Source organism: Pseudomonas sp. TE4620 (assembly GCF_056279045.1).
In genome coordinates, this window is sequence record NZ_JBWBQO010000001.1 from 2,480,887 (window position 1) to 2,499,664 (window position 18,778).

Here is an 18,778-nt window from a genome sequence, read left to right on the forward strand (position 1 = left end):
AACCTCAAGAAAGGATGTTCAGGGTGATGAAAACACGCAGTTTACTGGCAGTTTGACCAGCAAGCGACCGTGACTATCCCCGCGCCGGCGATTATTTCTGCTCAGGCGCCCACCAGGCCGGAAACATGCGCTGTACGCGGGCTTCGGCGAAGCGGTCATCGATCAGCAACAGCGTGCCACGGTCGTCGCTGCCGCGAATCACCCGGCCGGCCGCCTGGATGACCTTCTGCACCCCGGGGTACAGGTAGGTGTAGTCGAAGCCTGCGCTGAACAGCCGGGCCATGCGCTGCTTGATCTGTTCGTTGACCGGGTTGACCTGGGGCAGCCCGAGGGTGGCGACAAAGGCGCCGATCAGGCGCGTGCCCGGCAGGTCGACGCCTTCGGCAAAGGCGCCGCCGAGCACGGCAAAGCCGACGCCCTGGCCCTGGGGAACAAAACGCTCAAGAAAACCCTGGCGCTGCTGCTCGTCCATGCCCGGCGCCTGGCTCCATTGGCTGATGGCCGGGTAGCGCGCGGCCAACAGGCACGAGACCTGCTGCAGGTAGTCGAAACTGCTGAAGAACGCCAGGTAGTTGCCCGGCGCCTGGGCATACTGCTCGGCGATCAGCTCGACGATTGGCGCCAGCGACGCCTCGCGGTGCTGGTAACGGGTCGAGACGCTGCTGATCACCCGCACCTGCAGTTGCTCGGCGGCAAACGGTGAGGCGACCTCGAGCCAGGCGCAATCGGCCGGCATGCCGAGCAGGTCGGCGTAGTAATGGCGCGGGCTCAAGGTGGCGGAAAACAGCGTGGCACTGCGCGCTGCAGTAAGCCGCGGGCCAATCAGCGTCGCCGGCACCACGTTGCGCAGGCACAGGGTCGACAAGGCGCGCTTGCCCGGGCCCGGGCGCTTGCTGATATCGAACAGGAAGTGCTCGTCGAACAACTCGCTGACGCGGCTGAACTGCAGCGCCTGAAAGAAGAACTGTAACACCGTAGGGTCAATACCGGTCGGCGTCTGGTTGAGTTGCTCCTGGATCAGCCCGATGCACTGTTGCAAGGCCTTGAGCAGGGCGTCGGGCAGGCCGTCGACCACCCGGTAAGGCGCCAGCTGCGCCTTGTGCAGGGCATTCCACTGGCGATTGAGGCGCTCCAGGGCGCTGCCCAGCCCGGCCGGCTTAAGCTTGCGCAGGGTCAGCAACTGGCCCTGGTCGAGGCTTGCGCTGTACATCTGCCGGGCCCGCTCGACCAGGTTGTGCGCCTCGTCCACCAGCAGTGCCAGACGCCACTGGTTGGCCTGGGCCAGGCCGAACAGCAAGGCGCTCTGGTCAAAGTAATAGTTGTAGTCGGCCACCAGCACATCGACCCAGCGGGCCATCTCCTGGCCCAGGTAATAGGGGCACACCTGATGGGCCAGGGCCACCTCACGCAGGGCGGCTTTGTCCAGCACCGCCACGGCCTGGGCGGCCTGGCGCGCCGCTGGCAGGCGGTCGTAGAAGCCCTTGGCCAACGGGCAGGCATCACCATGGCAAGCCGTGCCGGGGTATTCGCAGGACTTGTCGCGGGCCACCAGCTCCAGGCTGCGCAGGGCCGGCTGGGTGCCGCTGGCCATCACCTGGCGCAGCGCCTCCAGCCCCAGGGCGCGGCCAGGGGTCTTGGCGCTGAGGAACAGGATTTTGTCCAGTTGCTGCGGGACCATGGCCTTGAGCAGCGGAAACAGCGTGCCCAAGGTCTTGCCGATGCCGGTGGTGGCCTGAGCCATCAGGCAGCGGCCGGTGCTGACCGCCTTGTAAACGGTTTCGGCCAGTTCACGCTGGCCATGGCGAAACTGCCCGTGGGGGAATGCCAGGGCCTGCAGGCCCTGATTGCGCAAGGCCTGGCGCTGCAACTGCTGCTCGGCCCAGTGCAGGAAGATCGCACACTGGGCGTTGAAGAACTGTTCAAGCTCCTGGGCACTGCGCTGCTCTTCGACCAGGGTCTGTTCATCGTTGTCGACATTCAGGTACACCAGCGCCAGGCGCAATGCCGGCAACTGGCGCTGCTGGCACAACAACCAGCCGTAGACCCGGGCCTGAGCCCAGTGCAACTGGCGATGGTTGTCGGGCTGGCGCGCCAGGTCGCCGCGATAGGTCTTGATTTCTTCGAGGCGGTTGAGCCGCGAGTCGTAGCCGTCGGCGCGGCCGCGCACCTGCAAGGCCGCATACTGGCCTTCGAGGCTGACCTCGGCCTCGTAGCCCTCGCCGCGCCCGGCCACCACCCGCCGGTGGCCGCTGATGCCCTCCTGGGCCGTGGGCGACGGGGTGAAGCGCAGGTCGAGGTCGCCGATCTTGGCGGTAAACTCGCACAACGCCCGCACCGCCACGCTGTAGCTCATGGCGCCCAGTGCACGTGGCAGACTTCCACCGGCAGGCCGTGCCCGGCGCAGAATTCGATCCAGCGCAGCTGGCTGTCCTGCAGGCGGTCACCCGGGCCCTTGACCTCGACCATGCGGTAGCGTTGCTGCTCGGGCCAGAACTGGATCAAATCAGGCATGCCCGAACGGTTGGCCTGGATGTCTTCGAGCAGGCGCTCGAAACAGCTTTTCAGGTGTGCCGGGGGCAGGCAGATCAGCGCCTGTTCGAGCAACTCTTCGCTGAGCACCTGCCAATAGACAAAAGGCGATTGCAGCCCCTGCTTGCTGACAAAATGACGGCGAATGGTCTGCCGGTAACTGCCGTCGTCCAGTTGCCCCAGGCAGCGGGCGAACAGCTCGCTGCGCCGGCCATGGAACTCGGCGTCGTGCAAGTCCTGCGGGGCGCTCTGGAACGGGTGGAAGAACGCCCCCGGCAACGGCGCGAAGATCGCCTCCCAGCACAACAGGCCGAACAGGCTGTTGAACAGGCTGTTCTCGACGTAATGCACCTGCCCGCCGCCCTGCCCCAGGTGCAACTGCACGGCCTGCTCGACGCCCAGCGCCGCCAGTTCGGCCGGCAGTTGCAGCTCGACCAGGCTGACCTGGGGCTTGGCCCGCCGTGGCTGCGGCGGCCCGCCCAGCTTGCGCTGCAAACGCGGCAGCATCCGCGCCAGGGCCTGGACCTCAAGGCTGTTGGCCGGTTGCCGGGCGATCTGCGAGGCCAGTTCGAACGCCTGCGCCCACTGCTCGCTACGCTCCAGTACCCGCACATGACGGATGCGCGCCTGCGGATGCTGGCTGCGCGGGTAGATGCGCAGGGCCAGCGGCCAGTCACCGAGGCGCTCACTGTGCTGGCCGAGTTGATACAGCAAGCGCGAGCGACGGCGCAGCAGCCAGGGGTTATCGCTGTCCAGGCACTCGATGTGCCCGACCACCTGCTCAAGCGCCACGCCCTGCTCCAGCAGCTCGGCGCACTGGTGCAAGGCCAGCGCCACATCGATGTCGCTGCGCTGGCGCAAGGCCCGCGAGTCGGCGCTGAAGGCCACCTGCTCGTAGCGCAGCAGGCCCAGGTCGGCCAGCACGAACTCCGACCAGTCCTGGTACAGGTTGCCGAAGAACAGCAGGCGCAGACGGTCGCACAAGGCCTGCAGGCGTAGCTCGATGATCGGCTCGGCAAAGCCCGGCAGCCATTGCTGCAACGGCTGCGGCGGCAGCTCAAGGGCCTGCAACTGGGCCAGCAGTTCGCCCTTGGCTGCCCGTGGCCGTTCGAGCCGGTCGGCAAAGCCCTGGGCCAACTCGTCCTTGCGCAGCAGCTGGAACAGCTGCTCAAGGCTCAGCACGCCGTCATCGACTACCCAGCCCAGGGCCAGCAATGGCGCCAGGGCAGCCTGGGTCGAGCCGATCTCGGCGTAGTCGAGCTTGCTCGGGCGAAACAGCTGACCCTTGCGCATCACCATGCGCACCAGCAAGGCCCGGGCCGCCTGCGGCTGCTGGCGGAACTGGCTGATGAAGGCGTGCTCCTGGTCGTCGAGCAGGTCGGCATAGCGCAGCTCGATCCAGTCGAGCACTTGCTGGAAGTTGTGCAGGTAGTAGAACGGGTCGTCGACGGAATGGGCGATCACGGCGCGGTACGGGCTGGCGGCTGGAGTACTGGTTATACATACAGACGCCGCCCTCTGGCAACCCGCGGGCGACCAACGCGCTGCCTAGGGCATCAGAAGTCCACCGTCGCCGACAGCTGCAAGGTTCGCGGATAGCCCGGCGAGATGGCGCCATAAGAGGCTACCCCCGACCAGTACTCACGGTCGAAGACGTTCTGCAGCGTGGCCCGGAAGGTGGTCGGGCGCCCGTCGATGCGGGTGCTGTAGCGGGCACCGGCATCAACGCGGGTCCAGGCGTCCAGCTCCTGGGTATTGGCCTGGTTGATGTACTGGCTACCGGTGTAGATCGCCCCGCCGGTCAGGGTGAAGCCCTCGGCCCAGGGGGTGTCCCACTCGGCCCAGAGGTTGGCCTGGACATCCGGCACCCCCACCGGCTCATTGCCCCGGTTAGCAGCGGTGGCCGAGTCGGTCAGCTCGCCGTCGAGCAGCGTCACCCCGCCGAGCAAGCGGGTGCCAGGCGCAACTTCACCGAACATGCTCAGCTCGATCCCGCGGTTGCGCTGCTCTGCCTGCACCGCGAAGACATTGCCGCTTGCCAGTTCGCCACTGGGTTTCTCGATCTGGAACAGCGCCAGGGTGGTCATGAAGGTGCCGTGCTCGTACTTGACCCCCAGTTCATGCTGCTTTGACTCGTAGGGCGCAAAGGCCTCACCGGCGTTGGCCGCCGTGGCCGGGGCGATATCGCCCTTGCTCAGGCCTTCGACGTAGTTGTAGTAGAACGAGACGTCGTCCCAGGGCTTGACCACCAGGCCGACCACCGGCGTGGTGGCGCTGTCCTTGTAGCGTGAGCTCACTACCCCGGTGGCGCTGTAGTTGCGCGACTCGATTTCCTGGCGACGCACACCCAGGGTCAGTTGCAGGCGGTCTTCGAGCACCGACAAGGTGTCGGTCAACGCCACGCCGGAGAGTTCCGACTCGGAGATGCGCAGCACCTTCGGCGCACTGATGTACTGCTTGGGCACATCGATCGGGTGGTAGATGTTGGAGAGGATTTCGCTGCCGTTGTTGATGCCCCGGGACAATTCGTCCTGATAACGGGTCGCCATCAGCGTGGCCGTATGGGTGACCGGGCCGGTGTCGAACAGCGCGCGCATGCCCACGTCCGCCGTCGAACGGTCGACGTTGAACTTGTAGTAGCCGGGAATGTTGCTGGTGTCGCCCGCCTCGTTGAGGATTCGCGGTACCTGGTCAGACATCCGCTTGACGTCCGCCTTGCCGCCGCCTGCGTGGGCAAACACCGTGACGGAGTCGTTCAGGTCATACTCGCCGCCGAGCAGTGCCGATTGCTCGCGGGTATTGGACCAGCCCCAGTCCTGCGGCAGGTTGCTGCGCCCGTTCGGCGCCGACGGTACGTCGATGCCTGGAGCCACGGTAAAGGGTCGCGAGGAGGCGTCCCATTTTTCTTTCTGGCTGATGAAGTCAAGGTTCAGGCGCAAGCGCTCGCCCTGGTAATCCAGGGCAATGGCGCCGATATCCAGGGCGCGTTGCTGATCGTCAATGGCCGTATCGCCCTGGGCGACACTGCCGTTGAAACGCACGCCCCACGCTTTCTCGCTACCGAAGCGGCGGCTGATGTCCAGGTGCCCGCCTACCTGGGTGTCGGAACTGTAGCTGGCGGTAAAACGGGTCAGGTCTTCGGCCAGCGGGCGCTTGGGCACGATGTTGATCACCCCGCCGACGCCGCTATTGGGGGAAATGCCATACATCAGCGCCCCGGGCCCCTTGAGTACCTCGACCCGTTCGGCGTATTCGGTGAACACCCGGTAGTTGGGCGCCACGCCATACACGCCGTCGAAGGCCAGCTCACCCAGGTTGCCTTCGCCCACAGCAAAGCCGCGAATGAAGAACGAGTCGACGATCCCGCCGGTCTGCCCGGTCGAGCGCACCGACGGGTCGCGTTCCAGGGCATCGGCGACGGTGACCGTCTGCAGGTCGGCCAGGGTCTTGGCGGTGTAGCTGGTGACGCTGAACGGCGTGTCCATCACGTCCTTGTTGCCGAGCATGCCCACGCGCCCGCCACGGGCCACCTGGCCACCGGCATAGGCCTCGGGCAGGCCGCCGGCACGGGTACTGGTGGCCTCGATGGTGGTGGCGTCCAGAGTCAGGCCGTCGGCGCCGGCAGGCAGCCTGGCGAGGGTGAAACTGCCGTCGGCGCGTTCAAGCAATTGCAGGCCGCTGCCGGCCAACAGCCGCGCCGCGCCGTCGTGCGCTGTGTAGCTGCCGCGCAGGCCCTGGCTGTGCTGCCCTTCGGTCAGTGCCGGTTCGAACGACAAGGCCATACCAGAGGCCATGGCAAAGCTCGACAGCACGCGCCCCAGCGGCCCTGGCGCAATGTCGTAGGCCTGGGCGGCGACGGTATCCAGTGGCTGCGCGGCGGCAAGCCACGAGGCGCCACTGCCTGCGACCAGGGTAAGACCGAGCATGGCGCTACGCACGGCCAGGGCCAGGGGACGTTGAGCGCGAGGGCGACTTGCAACAGACATGACTGAGGGATCCTTTGGACTGGATAAATGAGGTGTGCACTCCCCTTGCCAGTCGAAACGCAAAAAAGTATCAGCGCCAGCCAGGTTTATTTTCCTGCGCCTGACTTAGGCCGGCGTGAGCAACAGCCAATAGCCGTTCAGGTGCGCCTTGACCGCCAGCGGGTAAGTCGCTGCCAGCATGTTCAAGCTGCGCTGGCTGTCGTTGAGCGGGAACGCGCCCGATACGCGCAGGTCGGCGATCTGCGGGTCGCAGCGGATGAAACCGCGCCGATAACGGCCAAGCTCAGCGGCAAAATCTTCCAGGCGCATGCGGTCGGCAAGCAGCATGCCCTGGGTCCAGGCGCTGATGCTGGCGTCGACCGTCTGTGGTGCACGGCTGCTGCGGGCATCGAAGTCGGTCTTTTCTCCGGCGCGGACAACCTGCACCGCGCCAGGGCGTGCATTGGCCGGTTCGATGCGGACGGCCCCTTCGAGCACCGCCAGGTAAGTCCGCCCGCCCTGCTCGCGCACGCAAAACCGCGTGCCCAGCGCTTGCATGCGGCCTTCGCGGGTGCCAACCCGCAACGGCCGTGGCGGCTGCTGGCGGTCGGTGGCGGTGTGCACGAGGATTTCGCCACGCCGCAACTGGATGAAGCGCTGCTGCGCGTCATAGCGCACATCGATGGCCGAGTCGGTGTTGAGGAACACCCGGGTGCCGTCGGCCAGGGTCAACTCGCGGCACTCGCCCAGCGCAGAACGGTAGTCGGCCATCCACGCTTGCTCGTCGCTGACCTTCCAGCCGGCCCAGGCGGCTGGCACTGCCGCGAGCATCAACGCCAGGCGGGCGATGGCGGCGCGCCGGCGCGGGTCTGCCGGGCGATCGAGCGCCGACATGGCCAGCGCCGGCGGCAAGCCGCCGAGTTTGCCCAGCAACAATTCGGCGCGCTGCCAGGCGCGCTCACGTTCGACGCTGCTGGTGCGCCAGGCCGCCCACGCCGCCTGCTCAGCCTCAGAGGCCTCGCCTTCGCTCAGGCACATCAGCCATTGCGCCGCTTCATCGAGCGCTTGCGGGTCAATCGCGGTTGACGTCATCACTCCACCAGCGTCAGGCACTGCAAGAAGGCCTGTTTCATGTAGCGTTTGACGCTGATCAGCGAAACGCCGAGCTGTTCGGCAATCTCGGCGTACTTCATGCCGTTCAGTTGCGACAGCAAAAAGGTGCGCCGGACCACCGCCGGCAGGGCATCGAGCATGGCATCGATTTCGTGCAGGGTCTCGAGCACCAGCAGGCGCTGCTCAGGGGACGGCGCCTCGGGCACCGGCAGTTGCGCCAGCGCCGTCAGGTAGGCGCGCTCCAGCGATTTGCGCTGGCACCAGTTGGCGAGAATGCCGCCAGCGACGCAATTCAGGTACGCCCGCGGGTTGTCGAACACCGCCACCTTCGAAGCGAGGATGCGGGTGAAGGTATCCTGCGCCAGGTCTGCCGCATCCAGCGCATTGCCCAGGCGCTTGCGCAGCCTGGCGTACAGCCAGCCGTGATGGCCACTGTACAGCGCCTCGACAGTACGCAGGTGGGAGTCGGCAGAAGGCAGCGCATCGCTCATGGGGTGGCGGTTTTTTGTAATTGATAACGATTTTCAATACTAATTTAAACCGTTGCTGCGCCGCAACTCATCACTGAGCACACTCAAGCCGTAGGGCAAGTCCCCTTGCGGCCCGGCTGGCCAGCCCAGGCGCAGGTGCTGGCGAAAATCGCCCTGCAGGCTGAACAGCTCGCCCGGGGCAATCACCAGGCCCTGCTGCAGCAGGCGATGGAACAACGGCCGGGTCTCTACCGGGGCGCATACCCGGGCCCAGATGCAGCCACCGCCGGCGGGCATCTGGAACTCCAGCTGCGAGCCCAGGTACAGCTGCATCTGCCGGTACAGGAGGCCCAGGCGCTCGTGCAGACGCGCCCGCAGTTGCTCCAGGTGCACATCGACACGGCCCTTGCTGTACAGCCTGGCCACGGCTTGCTGGCGCAACGGCGGCAGGCGAAACCCGCGCAGCAGGAACTGGCGCAGCAAGGGCCCGTGCCACTGGCGCGACAGCAGGAAGGCGTAAGGCGCTTCGGCGCCAACGCTGCGCTCCAGCGACGAGAACACCAGCAGGCGCTGCGGGTCGACCAGTTCGCGCAGGTCAGCGCCAGAGCCTGGGCTGAGGCACAGTTCGCTGTCCAGGTCGTTTTCCAGCAGCCACACGCCGTGCTGGTTGAGCAACCTGGCCACGGCCTGGCGCGCGGCCTCGGGCATGATGCTGCCATGGGGCAGACTCAGGCGCGAGGCCAGCATCGCCAGGCGCACCGGCTCCTCGCGCAGCAGCCGGGCAAAGCGCTCGAGATCAAGGCCGCCGTCGGCCTGCAAGGGCACTTCGAGCACCCGTATCCGCGCCGCCTGAAACACCCGCAGCAAACGCCAGGAACAGGGCGTGGTCACCACCACGGCGCTGTTGTGCAGCTCAAGGGCGGCCAGGGTGGTCTCCAGCAACGAGCGCAGGTCCAGCGCCAGGTAGACATCCTCGGCGCTCCAGTACAACTGCGCCGAGCGGGTATAGCGCGCCGCCAGGGCGGTGCGCAGTTCCAGCTCGCCACAGGGCTGGGGGGCGCCGCCCAGGCGCGGGTACTGGCGCAGCAACTGGCGCTCGATGCCCAGCAAGGTTGCCTCCAGTGACTGCGGCGCCTGCTCCTGGCCGCCGCTTAGCACCAGCATGCGCGCCGAGTTGGCGTGCTGCTGCAAATCCTGGAGCAGATCGCCAGCGCTGGGCCGTGCCGGCTCAAGGGCCGGCCCCCTGGCGTAGTAGCCCGACTTGGGCACCGGCTGCACCCGCCCTTCGTGCTCAAGCAGCGAATAGGCGTACTGGACCGTCGAAATCGACACGTTCAGGCGCTGGGCCAGGTCGCGCAACGACGGCATCCGGCTGTAGCTGCCCGGCGCCATCTGCTCGATCAGCTCAACCAGGTAGCGATACACCGCCCGGTAGGCGAACTCGCTACTGTGCGGGGCTTTCATCAGTACCGGCCTGGCTGCTCTGCCTTGAGCCAGGCCCAGGACGGCGGCTGCACGCGCAGGTGGCGCAGGTCGGCGCCGCGGCCCTGGATTCGCGCCAGCAACGAACGCGGCCGGGCCCAGCTTTCCGGTTCACGCAGATAGAGCATCTGCAGCAGTGGCAGGTCCAGGCCACTGATGTCGACCATCCACTGCACCACCGGCTCCGGCGCCGGCAATCGTTGCAGGGCCTTGTGCAGGTAAGGCAAGGCCACCAGCATGCCGGGGTGACAGCGGCGCAAAAACACCTCAAGGCGCAGGCCCCGGGAAACAAACGGCGCAAACAACTGGCAGACCAGCTGCGCTTCGCTCAAGCCGTAGGCCTGCAAGGCGAAGTCGCTGGCCTGGCTACGGCGTTGCTGTAACTGCTCGGCGTGCTGCCAGCGGCCCAGCAGGCGCACCTGCAACGTGCGCGGCAGGCCCTTGCGCTGCATGCGCTGGCGCGCCTGGCGCAGGTAGGCATCGACGCCTTCGCGGTAGTCGCTGTCTTCGATGAACTGCCCGTGCAGCCCGCTCAGGTGCGCCAGCAACAGCGGGTTGGCGGTGCCCGCCTGCGCGCAGGCAAAATACTGCTCGTCGAAGCGACAGCCCAGAAAGCGGTTCAGGCGCTCGTCATACGGCAGGTCGGGGTCATGCACCAGGTCATCGATGATGATGAAGCGCATCGCCGGCGCACAGTAATCGCCGTTGGGCCCGGTAGCCATGGACCGGGCCTGGCCGTACAGCTGCTGCAGGTAACGCTGGCGCAACTCGCTCATGCCCTCGCACAGCGACGTGGCACAACTGTGTATCGGCCGGATGCACAGCAGGTCTTCCTCGCGCAGGGCGCGGCGGCTCCAGGCCAGCAGGCGCCTGCGCTCAGGCAGCGGCTGGGCGGTGATGATGGCATCGACACCGCCACGCCAGCCGATGGCCTGGCGGCACAGCTCGGCAAGGCGCAGGGTGCCATGGCTACCGAAACCGGCCCGTGGCCCGCCAGCGAGCAAATGCCCGAACAACAGCAATTCGTGACGCTCGGCCAGTTGCTGGCTCTGGGAAATAGCGTGGCGGCGGTCGAATGGCAGCAACTGCTGGTCATCGAGCATCAGCAGCTCGACCCGCGGATCATCGTGCAGAAACAGCGCCGAGAAGCCCTGCTCGATATTGTTCAAGGCCGTAGTACTCATGCCGGCCTGGCGCACCACGGCGATACGCAGCTCGAAGGTGCCCGGCGAGCGCGCGGCAATGCTCAGTTGCGCCGCGCGCAGGCAGGCCAGTGCATGGCTGGCATTCTGGCTGCCATCATGGGCGAACATCAGCCGGAAGCCGTTGATGCGCTCGGCGCCGCCCGCCGCGACAATCAAGCGTTGAATCAATAACTGCAAAGAGGCCCGCTGGGCCTGGGACAAATGCTCCAGCAAGCGCGCCAATACTTGCTGGTAGATATACTGCATGGCTTGATCGTGAATGCTGCTCATAACGCCTACCCGATTTCAATAAACGGCCACCTGAAAGAAAAAGATTCCATCGAAGAACTTTCAATCAGCAAAGAAGGATAAATAAGTTTATCCTCAGAAACTTCCTACAACTTCCTACGGAAATAACTTCAGAAGCTCTTGCTCACCATCGTTCTTCCCTCCCCCAGCCCGGCAGCACAGCGCCTTTAACCCCTGGCTTACGACCCATCATGCCTCGCTCCGTGAGACGACTATTGAAGAACTATTATCGGGCGTTGCCCCGCGAATAAAAGATACAGATCACGGTAAAAAAACCATTCAGATTCATCTTCGACAATACCGACAATCAGACAGGCTGCCTGTGCTTTTTCCTATTGCACAAACATAGCGCAAGCAGGCAAGCGTCAGCAGGCAAAGTTACCTCGGAAACATCCTAAACAACCCTGGGAAATACCCACAAAAAAGGTTCTTCACGGATTTCCGGGTTTATGGTCCTTGGGATCGGATGTTGAGGCTACGGCTGCGGGCATATCCATTTGATGTGGCGCCGCTGCCGGCCCCTTCCAGACACCTACGTTCAGCCTCCTGAAGTCGCGAAGTTACGGGCGGAGCCTGCACTGACGTATCTGCGAAAGCAGATTCTGGCGCGGTCATACTGAAGCCAAAGCTAGGAACGACTTGCTTGGTTTTGGTTTTGGTCTTGATCTTCATGCACGTACTTCCAGGCGCCGCGAAAGGCGACTTCAGGAGGCCGAGCGTAGGTGCCTGTAGGGGCGGTGCGCAGCACCTTCGGCGGCAGCCGAAGACGCGAGATGTAGACTTGCGAAGCAAGTCGTAGGCCGCGATGCCCCGGAAGGTGCCGTAGCGAGGGGACCCGAAGCGCAGCGTAGGGCCGTATGCAGGAGCAGGCGGTTTTGCCTACCTTTTCCCAAGAGAAAAGTAGGCCGCCGTAAAGGCGGAAGGGGCCAGCAGCAGCGCCACAACGAATGGATAAACTCGCGCCCAAACCCAGGAGTGCGTGAAAAACCACAAAAAAGCCCGAGTCAATGCTCGGGCTTGTTCAGGCCAAGTGTCGCGCAGATTTTACTCCGCCTGCGACAAGTCCAGCACCAGCCGGCCACCGCAAGGGCATTCGTCCATGTAGCGGTGCGCCTCGACCACCTTCTCGAACGGGTAGGTCTTGATGATCAGCGGCGTCAGCAGCTTGTCGGCGGTGAACTGGTTGATATCGCGCAGGGCACGCTGCAGCGCCACCTGGTCCTGGCTGATGCCAAGCTCCGGCTTGCCGGTGAAGTTGCCGATGCAATGCACGAAGAACTGGATGTTCTTCTGGAACGCCGCACAGGCCGGGAACGGCGTCTGGTTGCCGCCTTGCAGGCCATACAGCACCAGGCTGCCACGCGGTGCCAGGGCATCACCGAGCAAGGCCATCTGCGGCCCGCCAAGGCCGTCGAGGACCATATCGACACCGCGGTTGTCGGTGTACTTGTTGATCTGCATGAGCAGGTCCTGCTCTTCGGTGACGATCACCTTGTCGGCGCCGAGCTTGATCAGGTAGTCGCGCTGCTCGGCCTCTTTGGTCGCGGCAAACACCTTAAGGCCCAGGGCCTTGCCCAGTTGCACGAAGGCCGGGCCGGCGCAGTGGCTGGCGTCGGTAATCAGCGCGGTTTGCCCGGCCTTGGCCCGCGCCAGGTCGACGAAGGCAAAGTAGGCGATCAGCAGTGGCGTGTAGTGCACGCTGGCCTCGACCGGCGAGAGAATCTCGGGATAACGGGTCAGGGCATTGCGCGGCATGACGATGACTTCGCCGTACACCGGATGCTCGTTGGCACTGCTGGCCGGAAAGCTGGCAACCTTGTCGCCGACCGCCAGGTCATCGACACCTTCGCCCACGGCTGTAACCACACCCGCCATCTCGTGTCCGATACCGGCAGGCAGGCGCGCCTGGGACGGCGCCAGGTTCTGCCGCCAGAGCACGTCGTACCAGCTGATGCCGATCGCTTCAACGCGAATCTGCACCTCGCCAGCCGCCGGTTGCGCCGGGGCCTGCTCTTCGATCTTGAGCACCTCGGCCGGGCCGAACTTGTGGAAACGGATCATGCGGGACATCGCAAACCTCGCCAATTGAACCTCTAATGCCCTGAACTCTATCCGGGCTTTGACGGTTAGACCATCAGTGGCCATTAATAGTCAACATGCTTGTCATTGATTGATGGTAATGCAGCGTCCATCAAATTATGCGGTGCAGGGTAGCAGCCTTTACCCGTAAGATTCACCCCTGCCCCATCCGCCTTGTGAAGCCGAGCCGATGAACCGTAACGACTTGCGCCGCGTCGACCTGAACCTGCTGATCGTCTTCGAGACCCTGATGCACGAGCGTAGCGTGACCCGCGCGGCGGAAAAACTCTTCCTCGGCCAGCCGGCCATCAGCGCCGCCCTGTCGCGCCTGCGCAACCTGTTCGACGACCCGTTGTTCGTGCGCACCGGGCGCAGCATGGAACCCTCGGCGCGGGCGGTGGAGATCTTCGCCCTGCTGTCGCCGGCGCTGGACTCGATCTCCACCGCAGTCAGCCGCGCAGCGGATTTTGACCCGGCGACCAGCACCGCGGTGTTTCGCATCGGCCTGTCGGACGATGCCGAATTCGCCCTGCTGCCGCAACTGCTCAAGCGCGTACGCGCCGAAGCCCCGGGCATCGTCCTGGTGGTGCGCCGGGTCAACTACCTGCTGATGCCGGCGCTGCTGGCCTCGGGAGAAATCTCGGTCGGCGTGAGCTGGACCAACGACCTGCCGGCCAACGCCAAGCGCAAGGTGCTGCGGCGCAGCAAGCCCAAGGTCCTGCGTGCCGACAGCATGCCCGGGAGCCTGAGCCTCGACGACTTCTGCGCCCGCCCCCACGCCCTGGTGTCGTTTGCCGGCGACTTGGGCGGGTTCATGGACGAAACCCTGGAAAAGGTCGGGCGCAAGCGCCACGTAGTCCTTGCCGTACCGCAATTCAACGGCCTGGGCAGCCTGCTGACCGGCACCGACATCATCGCCACCGTCCCCGACTACACCGCCGAAGTGCTGACCGCCGCCGGCGGCCTGCGCGCCGAAGACCCGCCGCTCGAGGTGCAGACCTTCGAACTGCACATGGCCTGGCGCGGGTCGCAGGACAATGATCCGGGGGAGCGGTGGTTGCGGTCGCGGATTCAAATGTTCTTCGGCGATCCGGACAGCCTCTGAAAGCACTTCAGAACCTGCGCCAACTGTTCAACGCACTCGCAACCCGAGTGAGTACAAGGCCAAGCCTTGCCTGAACGACGCCCTCATCAATCACACTGATGATTACTATCGAGTACCCCAGCTGTCTGCTTGCCACAACCACCCCCTATAATCGCCTGCAGATTTCCCCCGCTCCCCTCGCCTGCCCCAGGCGATATCCCCCCTTGGAACCCCGCACCATGCCAAGCGCAAGCCAAGGCCGTCACGGCCTTCCCGAACATAATCAACAGAGCGTCAAGCAGCAGTGGCTGGCGATTCTCTCGGTCGCCGTGGGTGCCTTCGCCCTGGTAACCAGTGAGTTTCTGCCGGTGGGCGTGCTCAACGATGTCGCCAGCGACCTGGGCATCAGTGCCGGCCAGGCCGGGCTGATGGTTACCCTGCCCGGTATAATGGCCGCCCTCGCCGCGCCCTTGCTGTCGGTGGGCATTGGCGCGCTGGACCGGCGTTATCTGCTGATCGGCCTGACGCTGATCATGATCATCGCCAACGCTGTGGTGGCCTACGCCAGCGACTTCAGTCTGCTGCTGTTCGGCCGCGTTCTGCTAGGCGTGAGTATTGGCGGTTTCTGGGCGACGGCCATTGCCCTCAGCGGCCGCCTGGCGCCCAAGGGCGTGGGCGTGGCCCAGGCCACTTCGATCATCATGGTCGGTGTGACCCTGGCCACCGTGCTGGGCGTGCCCGTCGGCACCTGGCTGAGTGGCTTGATGGGGTGGCGCATGACCTTCCTGGTCACTGCGCTGGTCGGCGTGCCGGTGCTGCTGGCGCAGGTCTTCCTGCTGCCGCGGCTCAATCCCGACAAGGCCATTCGCATCAGTGACCTGCCGGCCCTGTTTATCAATCCACAGGCCCGGGTTGGCTTGATTGCGGTATTGCTGATTGGCCTGGCGCATTTTGCCGCCTACACCTACGTCGCACCGTTCTTCAAACAGAGTGCCGGCTTCGATGGACCGACCATTGGCTCACTGTTGCTGCTGTATGGTGTGGCCGGGGTGGCGGGCAATATCTTTGCCGGTTTCGCCGCCAACCGCAGCGTGCGTCACACCCTGATGCTGGTCGCCCTGATGATCGCCATCAGCACCGCGCTGTTCCCCTACTTCGCCACCGGCATGACCGGCGCAGCGCTGCTGATCGCGCTCTGGGGCTTCGCCTTCGGCGCCTTCCCGGCCTGTGCCAGCATCTGGATGTTTGTGGTCGCACCCAAGGATGTCGAACGCGGCATGCCCCTGTTTGTCGCCATGTTCCAGGTGATCATCGCGCTGGGCTCGTTCTTCGGCGGGCAGATCGTCGACCAGCTGGGCAGCTCGGTGCTGCTGAGCCTGGCCACGGCCCTGGTGGGCTGCGGTTTCGTCACGGTGCTGGTGCTGGGGCGTAACGTCAGCAATCGCCTGGCAGCCCAACCCGCCTAGCCGCTGGACAGACCCGTGGCCAATAGCTAGACCTTCTGTACTGAATCTATTCTCACTGTCGCGTTCAAACGCGACAGTGAGTGGATAGGAAGGCGTGGCAATGACAACAATCGCTGCTAAATCCCGCTTCAAAGCAAAGCTTCTGCGCCCGGCAAAGCCTGGCGACGATGCCTCGTGGGCGTTCGTCGTCCTGCCAAGAGAGGCAAGCGAACAGCTTCCCAGGCGCGGCCGGACCAGCGTTGACGGCACCATCAACGGGCAGCCTTTCCAGGCAACGCTTGAGCCCGATGGCCAACTGAGCCATTGGCTGCAGGTAGACAGCGCCTTGCTCGAAGCCGCAGGCGCGGCCGTGGGGGATGTCGTTACACTGGAGCTGACCCCGGTGAAGAAGGAGCCCGAGCCCGACATCCCGGCCGACTTTCAGCAGGCCCTGGCCAGCGCTGGCGAGGCGCGTGAAGTCTGGAACAGTACGACCACCCTCGCACGCGTCGACTGGATCCACTGGATCACGTCAGCCAAGCAACTCAAGACCCGGGCAAAACGCATAAGCGATGCCTGCGATATGCTTGCATCCGGCAAGAAGCAGGTGTGCTGTTTCGATTCGTCCGGCTACTACAGCAAGGCGTTGCGTGCGCCCGAGGCAGACAGCGCATAGTGCGTGGTCAATCATTTTGCAGAACGTGTTTTCGCAATCCAGTCGAGATGCGCAGCTACAGGCGTATAAACCCCCGGCGACTCGCGTCCACACACATTGCCGTAGCTGACAATTCCAATCTGGACTGACTGCCCATCTTCAGCCCGCTTGAAAAGTGGCCCACCACTGTCCCACGAGCACGCATCTTTACCCTGTTCTCCCGCACAAATAGCATTTGCCGGTAATGTAGCGTTGTAATGCTTGCTGCAATCACTAAAGCCTACAACCGGCACCTCAACTTCCAACAGCAGATTTGATTTAACGCCAGCCTCGGTCAAGCCCCAGCCGGTGGTCGTTAGGCGCGTCCCCGGCTTGATCAGGGCCGTCGCCTCTGCCTGACTGGGCAAGCGCATAAATCCTCGCACCGGTATGGGTGTGTCCAAGCGAACTAATGCCACATCAGATTCTTTCCCCCTGGGATCATACTTCTCATTCACCACCACTCTCTTTATCTTGACCTTCGCAACAGCTTTTGTAAGGTCGTCAGCGTTGTACCCCACATAAAACTTCGAATCCGGCTTTCTACTTTTTGTGGTCGGATCGAAAAAGCAGTGTGCAGCTGTTAATACCCAAACCGAATCAATCGACACCCCACCACAGACGACTGCAGACCTGGTATCGGCTGCACCAAACTGCAGCAGCGCAACCTGCCAGGGCGAAAACTCAATTTTGACCGGCTTACCGTTATAGATCGTCGGCTCAGCGTATTTTTCTATCCAGGCTTTTAATTCGTCGCTGATCTGTTTCAACGCTCCTGCCGATGTGTTGCCATAGCCAACCGTCGCCAGTGCGACAACGGCAATCACGGCCCACGCTCGAACGCAGTTCATTAGCGCAGACCTACACGCCAGGTATCAACGGAAATGGAACACTGGTTCCCGCTTTGCGATGTGCTTCGTTAGCAGCAATCTTGGCCTTCAGCAACGCAATTCGAGCCGACGTAACGTCCACCGCCACAGGGGTTTCGGGAAGCAACGCATCAGCCAGGGCTTCCTCTGCCTTCTGCACTTCGAGGTCGGCAAGCAAAGCATCTTCGCGCGCCGCTCGCCGGGATGCTTTATCCGCATCTTTAGCGTCTGCAGATTTAGGTATATAGCCTTTAAGCACCGTACTTACCTCTTCCTTTGAAGAGGATAGGGCATTGCCCAGATACAACGCGAACTTGCTTCCCTCACTGGTCTCACTTAACGTTAGCTGCGTTACAAAGTAGGTGAAGACCTTGTCTTCAAGATCAACGTCTTCGCCCATGCTTTCACACGTAGCGGGTTTTTTATCGGCTGTGCGCGCGGGTCTATAATCACACACCGTTCCAGCCCACTTTTTGCGGTGTTTATTTGAGTTGGCAGCCTCAATGGCGTTGTCCAGGCGTTCACGATCAGCCGTCAATGAGTAATTGCATCGATCATCATGCAACTGATGGTCTTTACCCAGCTTGAGGTTCTGGGCGCTCATGGCCGCACAGTACGTATCGACCGCCGCGACAACACGTTTGTCCAGGTAGACACTTTCCGGCTGAGAAGGTGTTGGGTCCTTGGGGTTTAGAATATCGAGCGCCAACAAATAGCGAGCCACCCTGGCTTCCTGTTTTTCCTTAGCCTTAGTGGCATCTGCGGACGCTGGTGGGAATGCAATGGGAAGCGTCGACGCTGAGCTCAGGCGCCAATCGCCTGCCTTTATTTTCTCGCCCCGACGAATGTCCTTGAACGTCATCTCAGCGGAACCAAACGGCGCAGCGCCCCCAGGAACGGTCAAGGTAACGGCGACGATGAAGTCGCGTTTCCTGGTACCAAATAATCGCCAATGGTCAAACTCGGTTACCTCCAGATAGTTTGGCGTCAGCTGAAAGTACTGCAGTCCTCTCAGGCGATTAAGTTTTGCTTCGTAGTAAAAATGTAATTTCGTTAAGCCGTGGAACGCCTCGACTTTGGCTGCAAACTCATGCCGGGTTATCGACTTCGGCTCAAATTCACCACGAACAACCACTAGGCAGTTTGTTCGGCTGAGTATGTCAGCCTCTTGGCTGACTTTATAAAAATAGTCCGCGGATTTCGCTGTCGATGCCGTAGTCTTTGTTTGACCAGCAGCCTTCAATGCCTCGGCAGCCATATCAACTGCCCCCTCTATCAGCTTCGGGGCCATAGCTGCAGCAATCAGGGCGATCACTCCGGACCGATCACTGTCTTTCACGATGGGAGGGGGAGGGTCACTGGGGCACGTTGACTGCCAGACTACACGGGTCTGCAGCGATCCCTCGGCAGCGTAAGCTGGGCTGATCGCCAGAACACAACATGCCATGCTTATGGCGATTCCCCCGCCTTTAACGAAAAACGATAGGGGAATCTGATGAAGCATGAGTGCTCTGGCCATGACTCGCTCCTAGCAGGCTTTAACAACTAATAGCAG

Annotated in this window: 13 protein-coding genes; 3 read left to right on the forward strand and 10 right to left on the reverse strand. The window is 63.3% G+C overall.

Going from position 1 to position 18,778, the window contains the following annotated elements:
* Window positions 1–91: 91 nt before the first annotated feature.
* The 8 genes from ACZ9A3_RS11690 to ACZ9A3_RS11725 all read right to left on the reverse strand — a co-directional run bounded on the left by ACZ9A3_RS11690 (window position 92) and on the right by ACZ9A3_RS11725 (window position 13,122).
* On the reverse strand, window positions 92–2,353 hold the full coding sequence (locus ACZ9A3_RS11690; protein WP_476252634.1) for an ATP-dependent DNA helicase: 2,262 nt from the start codon (window positions 2,351–2,353) through the stop codon (window positions 92–94).
* Window positions 2,350–3,993, reverse strand: a complete 1,644-nt coding sequence (locus tag ACZ9A3_RS11695; protein ID WP_476252635.1) for a VRR-NUC domain-containing protein — start codon at window positions 3,991–3,993, stop codon at window positions 2,350–2,352. Before ACZ9A3_RS11695 ends, ACZ9A3_RS11690 begins: the two co-directional genes overlap by 4 nt.
* Window positions 3,994–4,085: 92 nt before the next feature.
* The gene (locus tag ACZ9A3_RS11700) at window positions 4,086–6,515 is read right to left on the reverse strand and encodes a TonB-dependent siderophore receptor (protein WP_476252636.1); all 2,430 of its coding nucleotides are present in this window, start codon (window positions 6,513–6,515) and stop codon (window positions 4,086–4,088) included.
* A 105-nt stretch (window positions 6,516–6,620) separates the two neighbouring features.
* Window positions 6,621–7,586 (reverse strand): FecR domain-containing protein, encoded by a 966-nt coding sequence (locus ACZ9A3_RS11705; RefSeq protein WP_476252637.1) that lies wholly within the window; start codon window positions 7,584–7,586, stop codon window positions 6,621–6,623.
* Window positions 7,586–8,098 carry a sigma-70 family RNA polymerase sigma factor gene (locus tag ACZ9A3_RS11710; protein ID WP_123566563.1) on the reverse strand — a complete coding sequence of 171 codons (513 nt, stop codon included), beginning with the start codon at window positions 8,096–8,098 and terminating at the stop codon, window positions 7,586–7,588. The genes ACZ9A3_RS11705 and ACZ9A3_RS11710 overlap by 1 nt, the downstream gene beginning before the upstream one ends.
* A 39-nt stretch (window positions 8,099–8,137) precedes the next feature.
* Complete coding sequence (locus ACZ9A3_RS11715) at window positions 8,138–9,541, reverse strand: aminotransferase-like domain-containing protein (protein WP_258593675.1); 1,404 nt, start codon at window positions 9,539–9,541, stop codon at window positions 8,138–8,140.
* Window positions 9,541–11,034, reverse strand: a complete 1,494-nt coding sequence (locus ACZ9A3_RS11720; protein WP_476252638.1) for a hypothetical protein — start codon at window positions 11,032–11,034, stop codon at window positions 9,541–9,543. The genes ACZ9A3_RS11715 and ACZ9A3_RS11720 overlap by 1 nt, the downstream gene beginning before the upstream one ends.
* Window positions 11,035–12,096: 1,062 nt before the next feature.
* Entirely contained in the window at window positions 12,097–13,122 is a 1,026-nt protein-coding gene (locus tag ACZ9A3_RS11725) for a zinc-dependent alcohol dehydrogenase family protein (RefSeq protein ID WP_093382068.1), read from the reverse strand.
* A gap of 199 nt (window positions 13,123–13,321) precedes the next feature.
* Between ACZ9A3_RS11725 and ACZ9A3_RS11730 the strand changes: the two genes are divergently transcribed.
* The 3 genes from ACZ9A3_RS11730 (at window position 13,322) to ACZ9A3_RS11740 (ending at window position 16,336) form a co-directional block, all read left to right on the forward strand.
* Window positions 13,322–14,236: a LysR family transcriptional regulator gene (locus ACZ9A3_RS11730; RefSeq protein WP_093382064.1), complete on the forward strand. Its 915-nt coding sequence runs from the start codon at window positions 13,322–13,324 to the stop codon at window positions 14,234–14,236.
* A 218-nt stretch (window positions 14,237–14,454) separates the two neighbouring features.
* The gene (locus ACZ9A3_RS11735; RefSeq protein WP_093382059.1) at window positions 14,455–15,681 is read left to right on the forward strand and encodes an MFS transporter; all 1,227 of its coding nucleotides are present in this window, start codon (window positions 14,455–14,457) and stop codon (window positions 15,679–15,681) included.
* Between the two features lie 100 nt (window positions 15,682–15,781).
* A complete protein-coding gene (locus tag ACZ9A3_RS11740) occupies window positions 15,782–16,336 on the forward strand; it encodes a YdeI/OmpD-associated family protein (protein ID WP_213604284.1) in 555 nt (184 codons plus the stop codon).
* 11 nt (window positions 16,337–16,347) lie between these two features.
* On the opposite strand, the gene ACZ9A3_RS11745 is transcribed toward ACZ9A3_RS11740, so the two are convergent.
* Entirely contained in the window at window positions 16,348–17,181 is an 834-nt protein-coding gene (locus ACZ9A3_RS11745) for a serine protease (RefSeq protein WP_476252639.1), read from the reverse strand.
* Between the two features lie 34 nt (window positions 17,182–17,215).
* The gene (locus ACZ9A3_RS11750; protein WP_258593682.1) at window positions 17,216–18,742 is read right to left on the reverse strand and encodes a hypothetical protein; all 1,527 of its coding nucleotides are present in this window, start codon (window positions 18,740–18,742) and stop codon (window positions 17,216–17,218) included.
* Window positions 18,743–18,778: the final 36 nt, after the last annotated feature.

Coding starts and splice junctions, on each gene's coding strand:
- ACZ9A3_RS11705 (WP_476252637.1), bottom strand. CDS start 7,586: ATGACGTCAACCGCGATTGACCCGCAAGCGCTCGATGAAGCGGCGCAA.
- ACZ9A3_RS11725 (WP_093382068.1), bottom strand. CDS start 13,122: ATGTCCCGCATGATCCGTTTCCACAAGTTCGGCCCGGCCGAGGTGCTC.
- ACZ9A3_RS11740 (WP_213604284.1), top strand. CDS start 15,782: ATGACAACAATCGCTGCTAAATCCCGCTTCAAAGCAAAGCTTCTGCGC.
- ACZ9A3_RS11715 (WP_258593675.1), bottom strand. CDS start 9,541: ATGAAAGCCCCGCACAGTAGCGAGTTCGCCTACCGGGCGGTGTATCGC.
- ACZ9A3_RS11690 (WP_476252634.1), bottom strand. CDS start 2,353: ATGAGCTACAGCGTGGCGGTGCGGGCGTTGTGCGAGTTTACCGCCAAG.
- ACZ9A3_RS11735 (WP_093382059.1), top strand. CDS start 14,455: ATGCCAAGCGCAAGCCAAGGCCGTCACGGCCTTCCCGAACATAATCAA.
- ACZ9A3_RS11720 (WP_476252638.1), bottom strand. CDS start 11,034: ATGAGCAGCATTCACGATCAAGCCATGCAGTATATCTACCAGCAAGTA.
- ACZ9A3_RS11710 (WP_123566563.1), bottom strand. CDS start 8,098: ATGAGCGATGCGCTGCCTTCTGCCGACTCCCACCTGCGTACTGTCGAG.
- ACZ9A3_RS11750 (WP_258593682.1), bottom strand. CDS start 18,742: ATGGCCAGAGCACTCATGCTTCATCAGATTCCCCTATCGTTTTTCGTT.
- ACZ9A3_RS11700 (WP_476252636.1), bottom strand. CDS start 6,515: ATGTCTGTTGCAAGTCGCCCTCGCGCTCAACGTCCCCTGGCCCTGGCC.
- ACZ9A3_RS11730 (WP_093382064.1), top strand. CDS start 13,322: ATGAACCGTAACGACTTGCGCCGCGTCGACCTGAACCTGCTGATCGTC.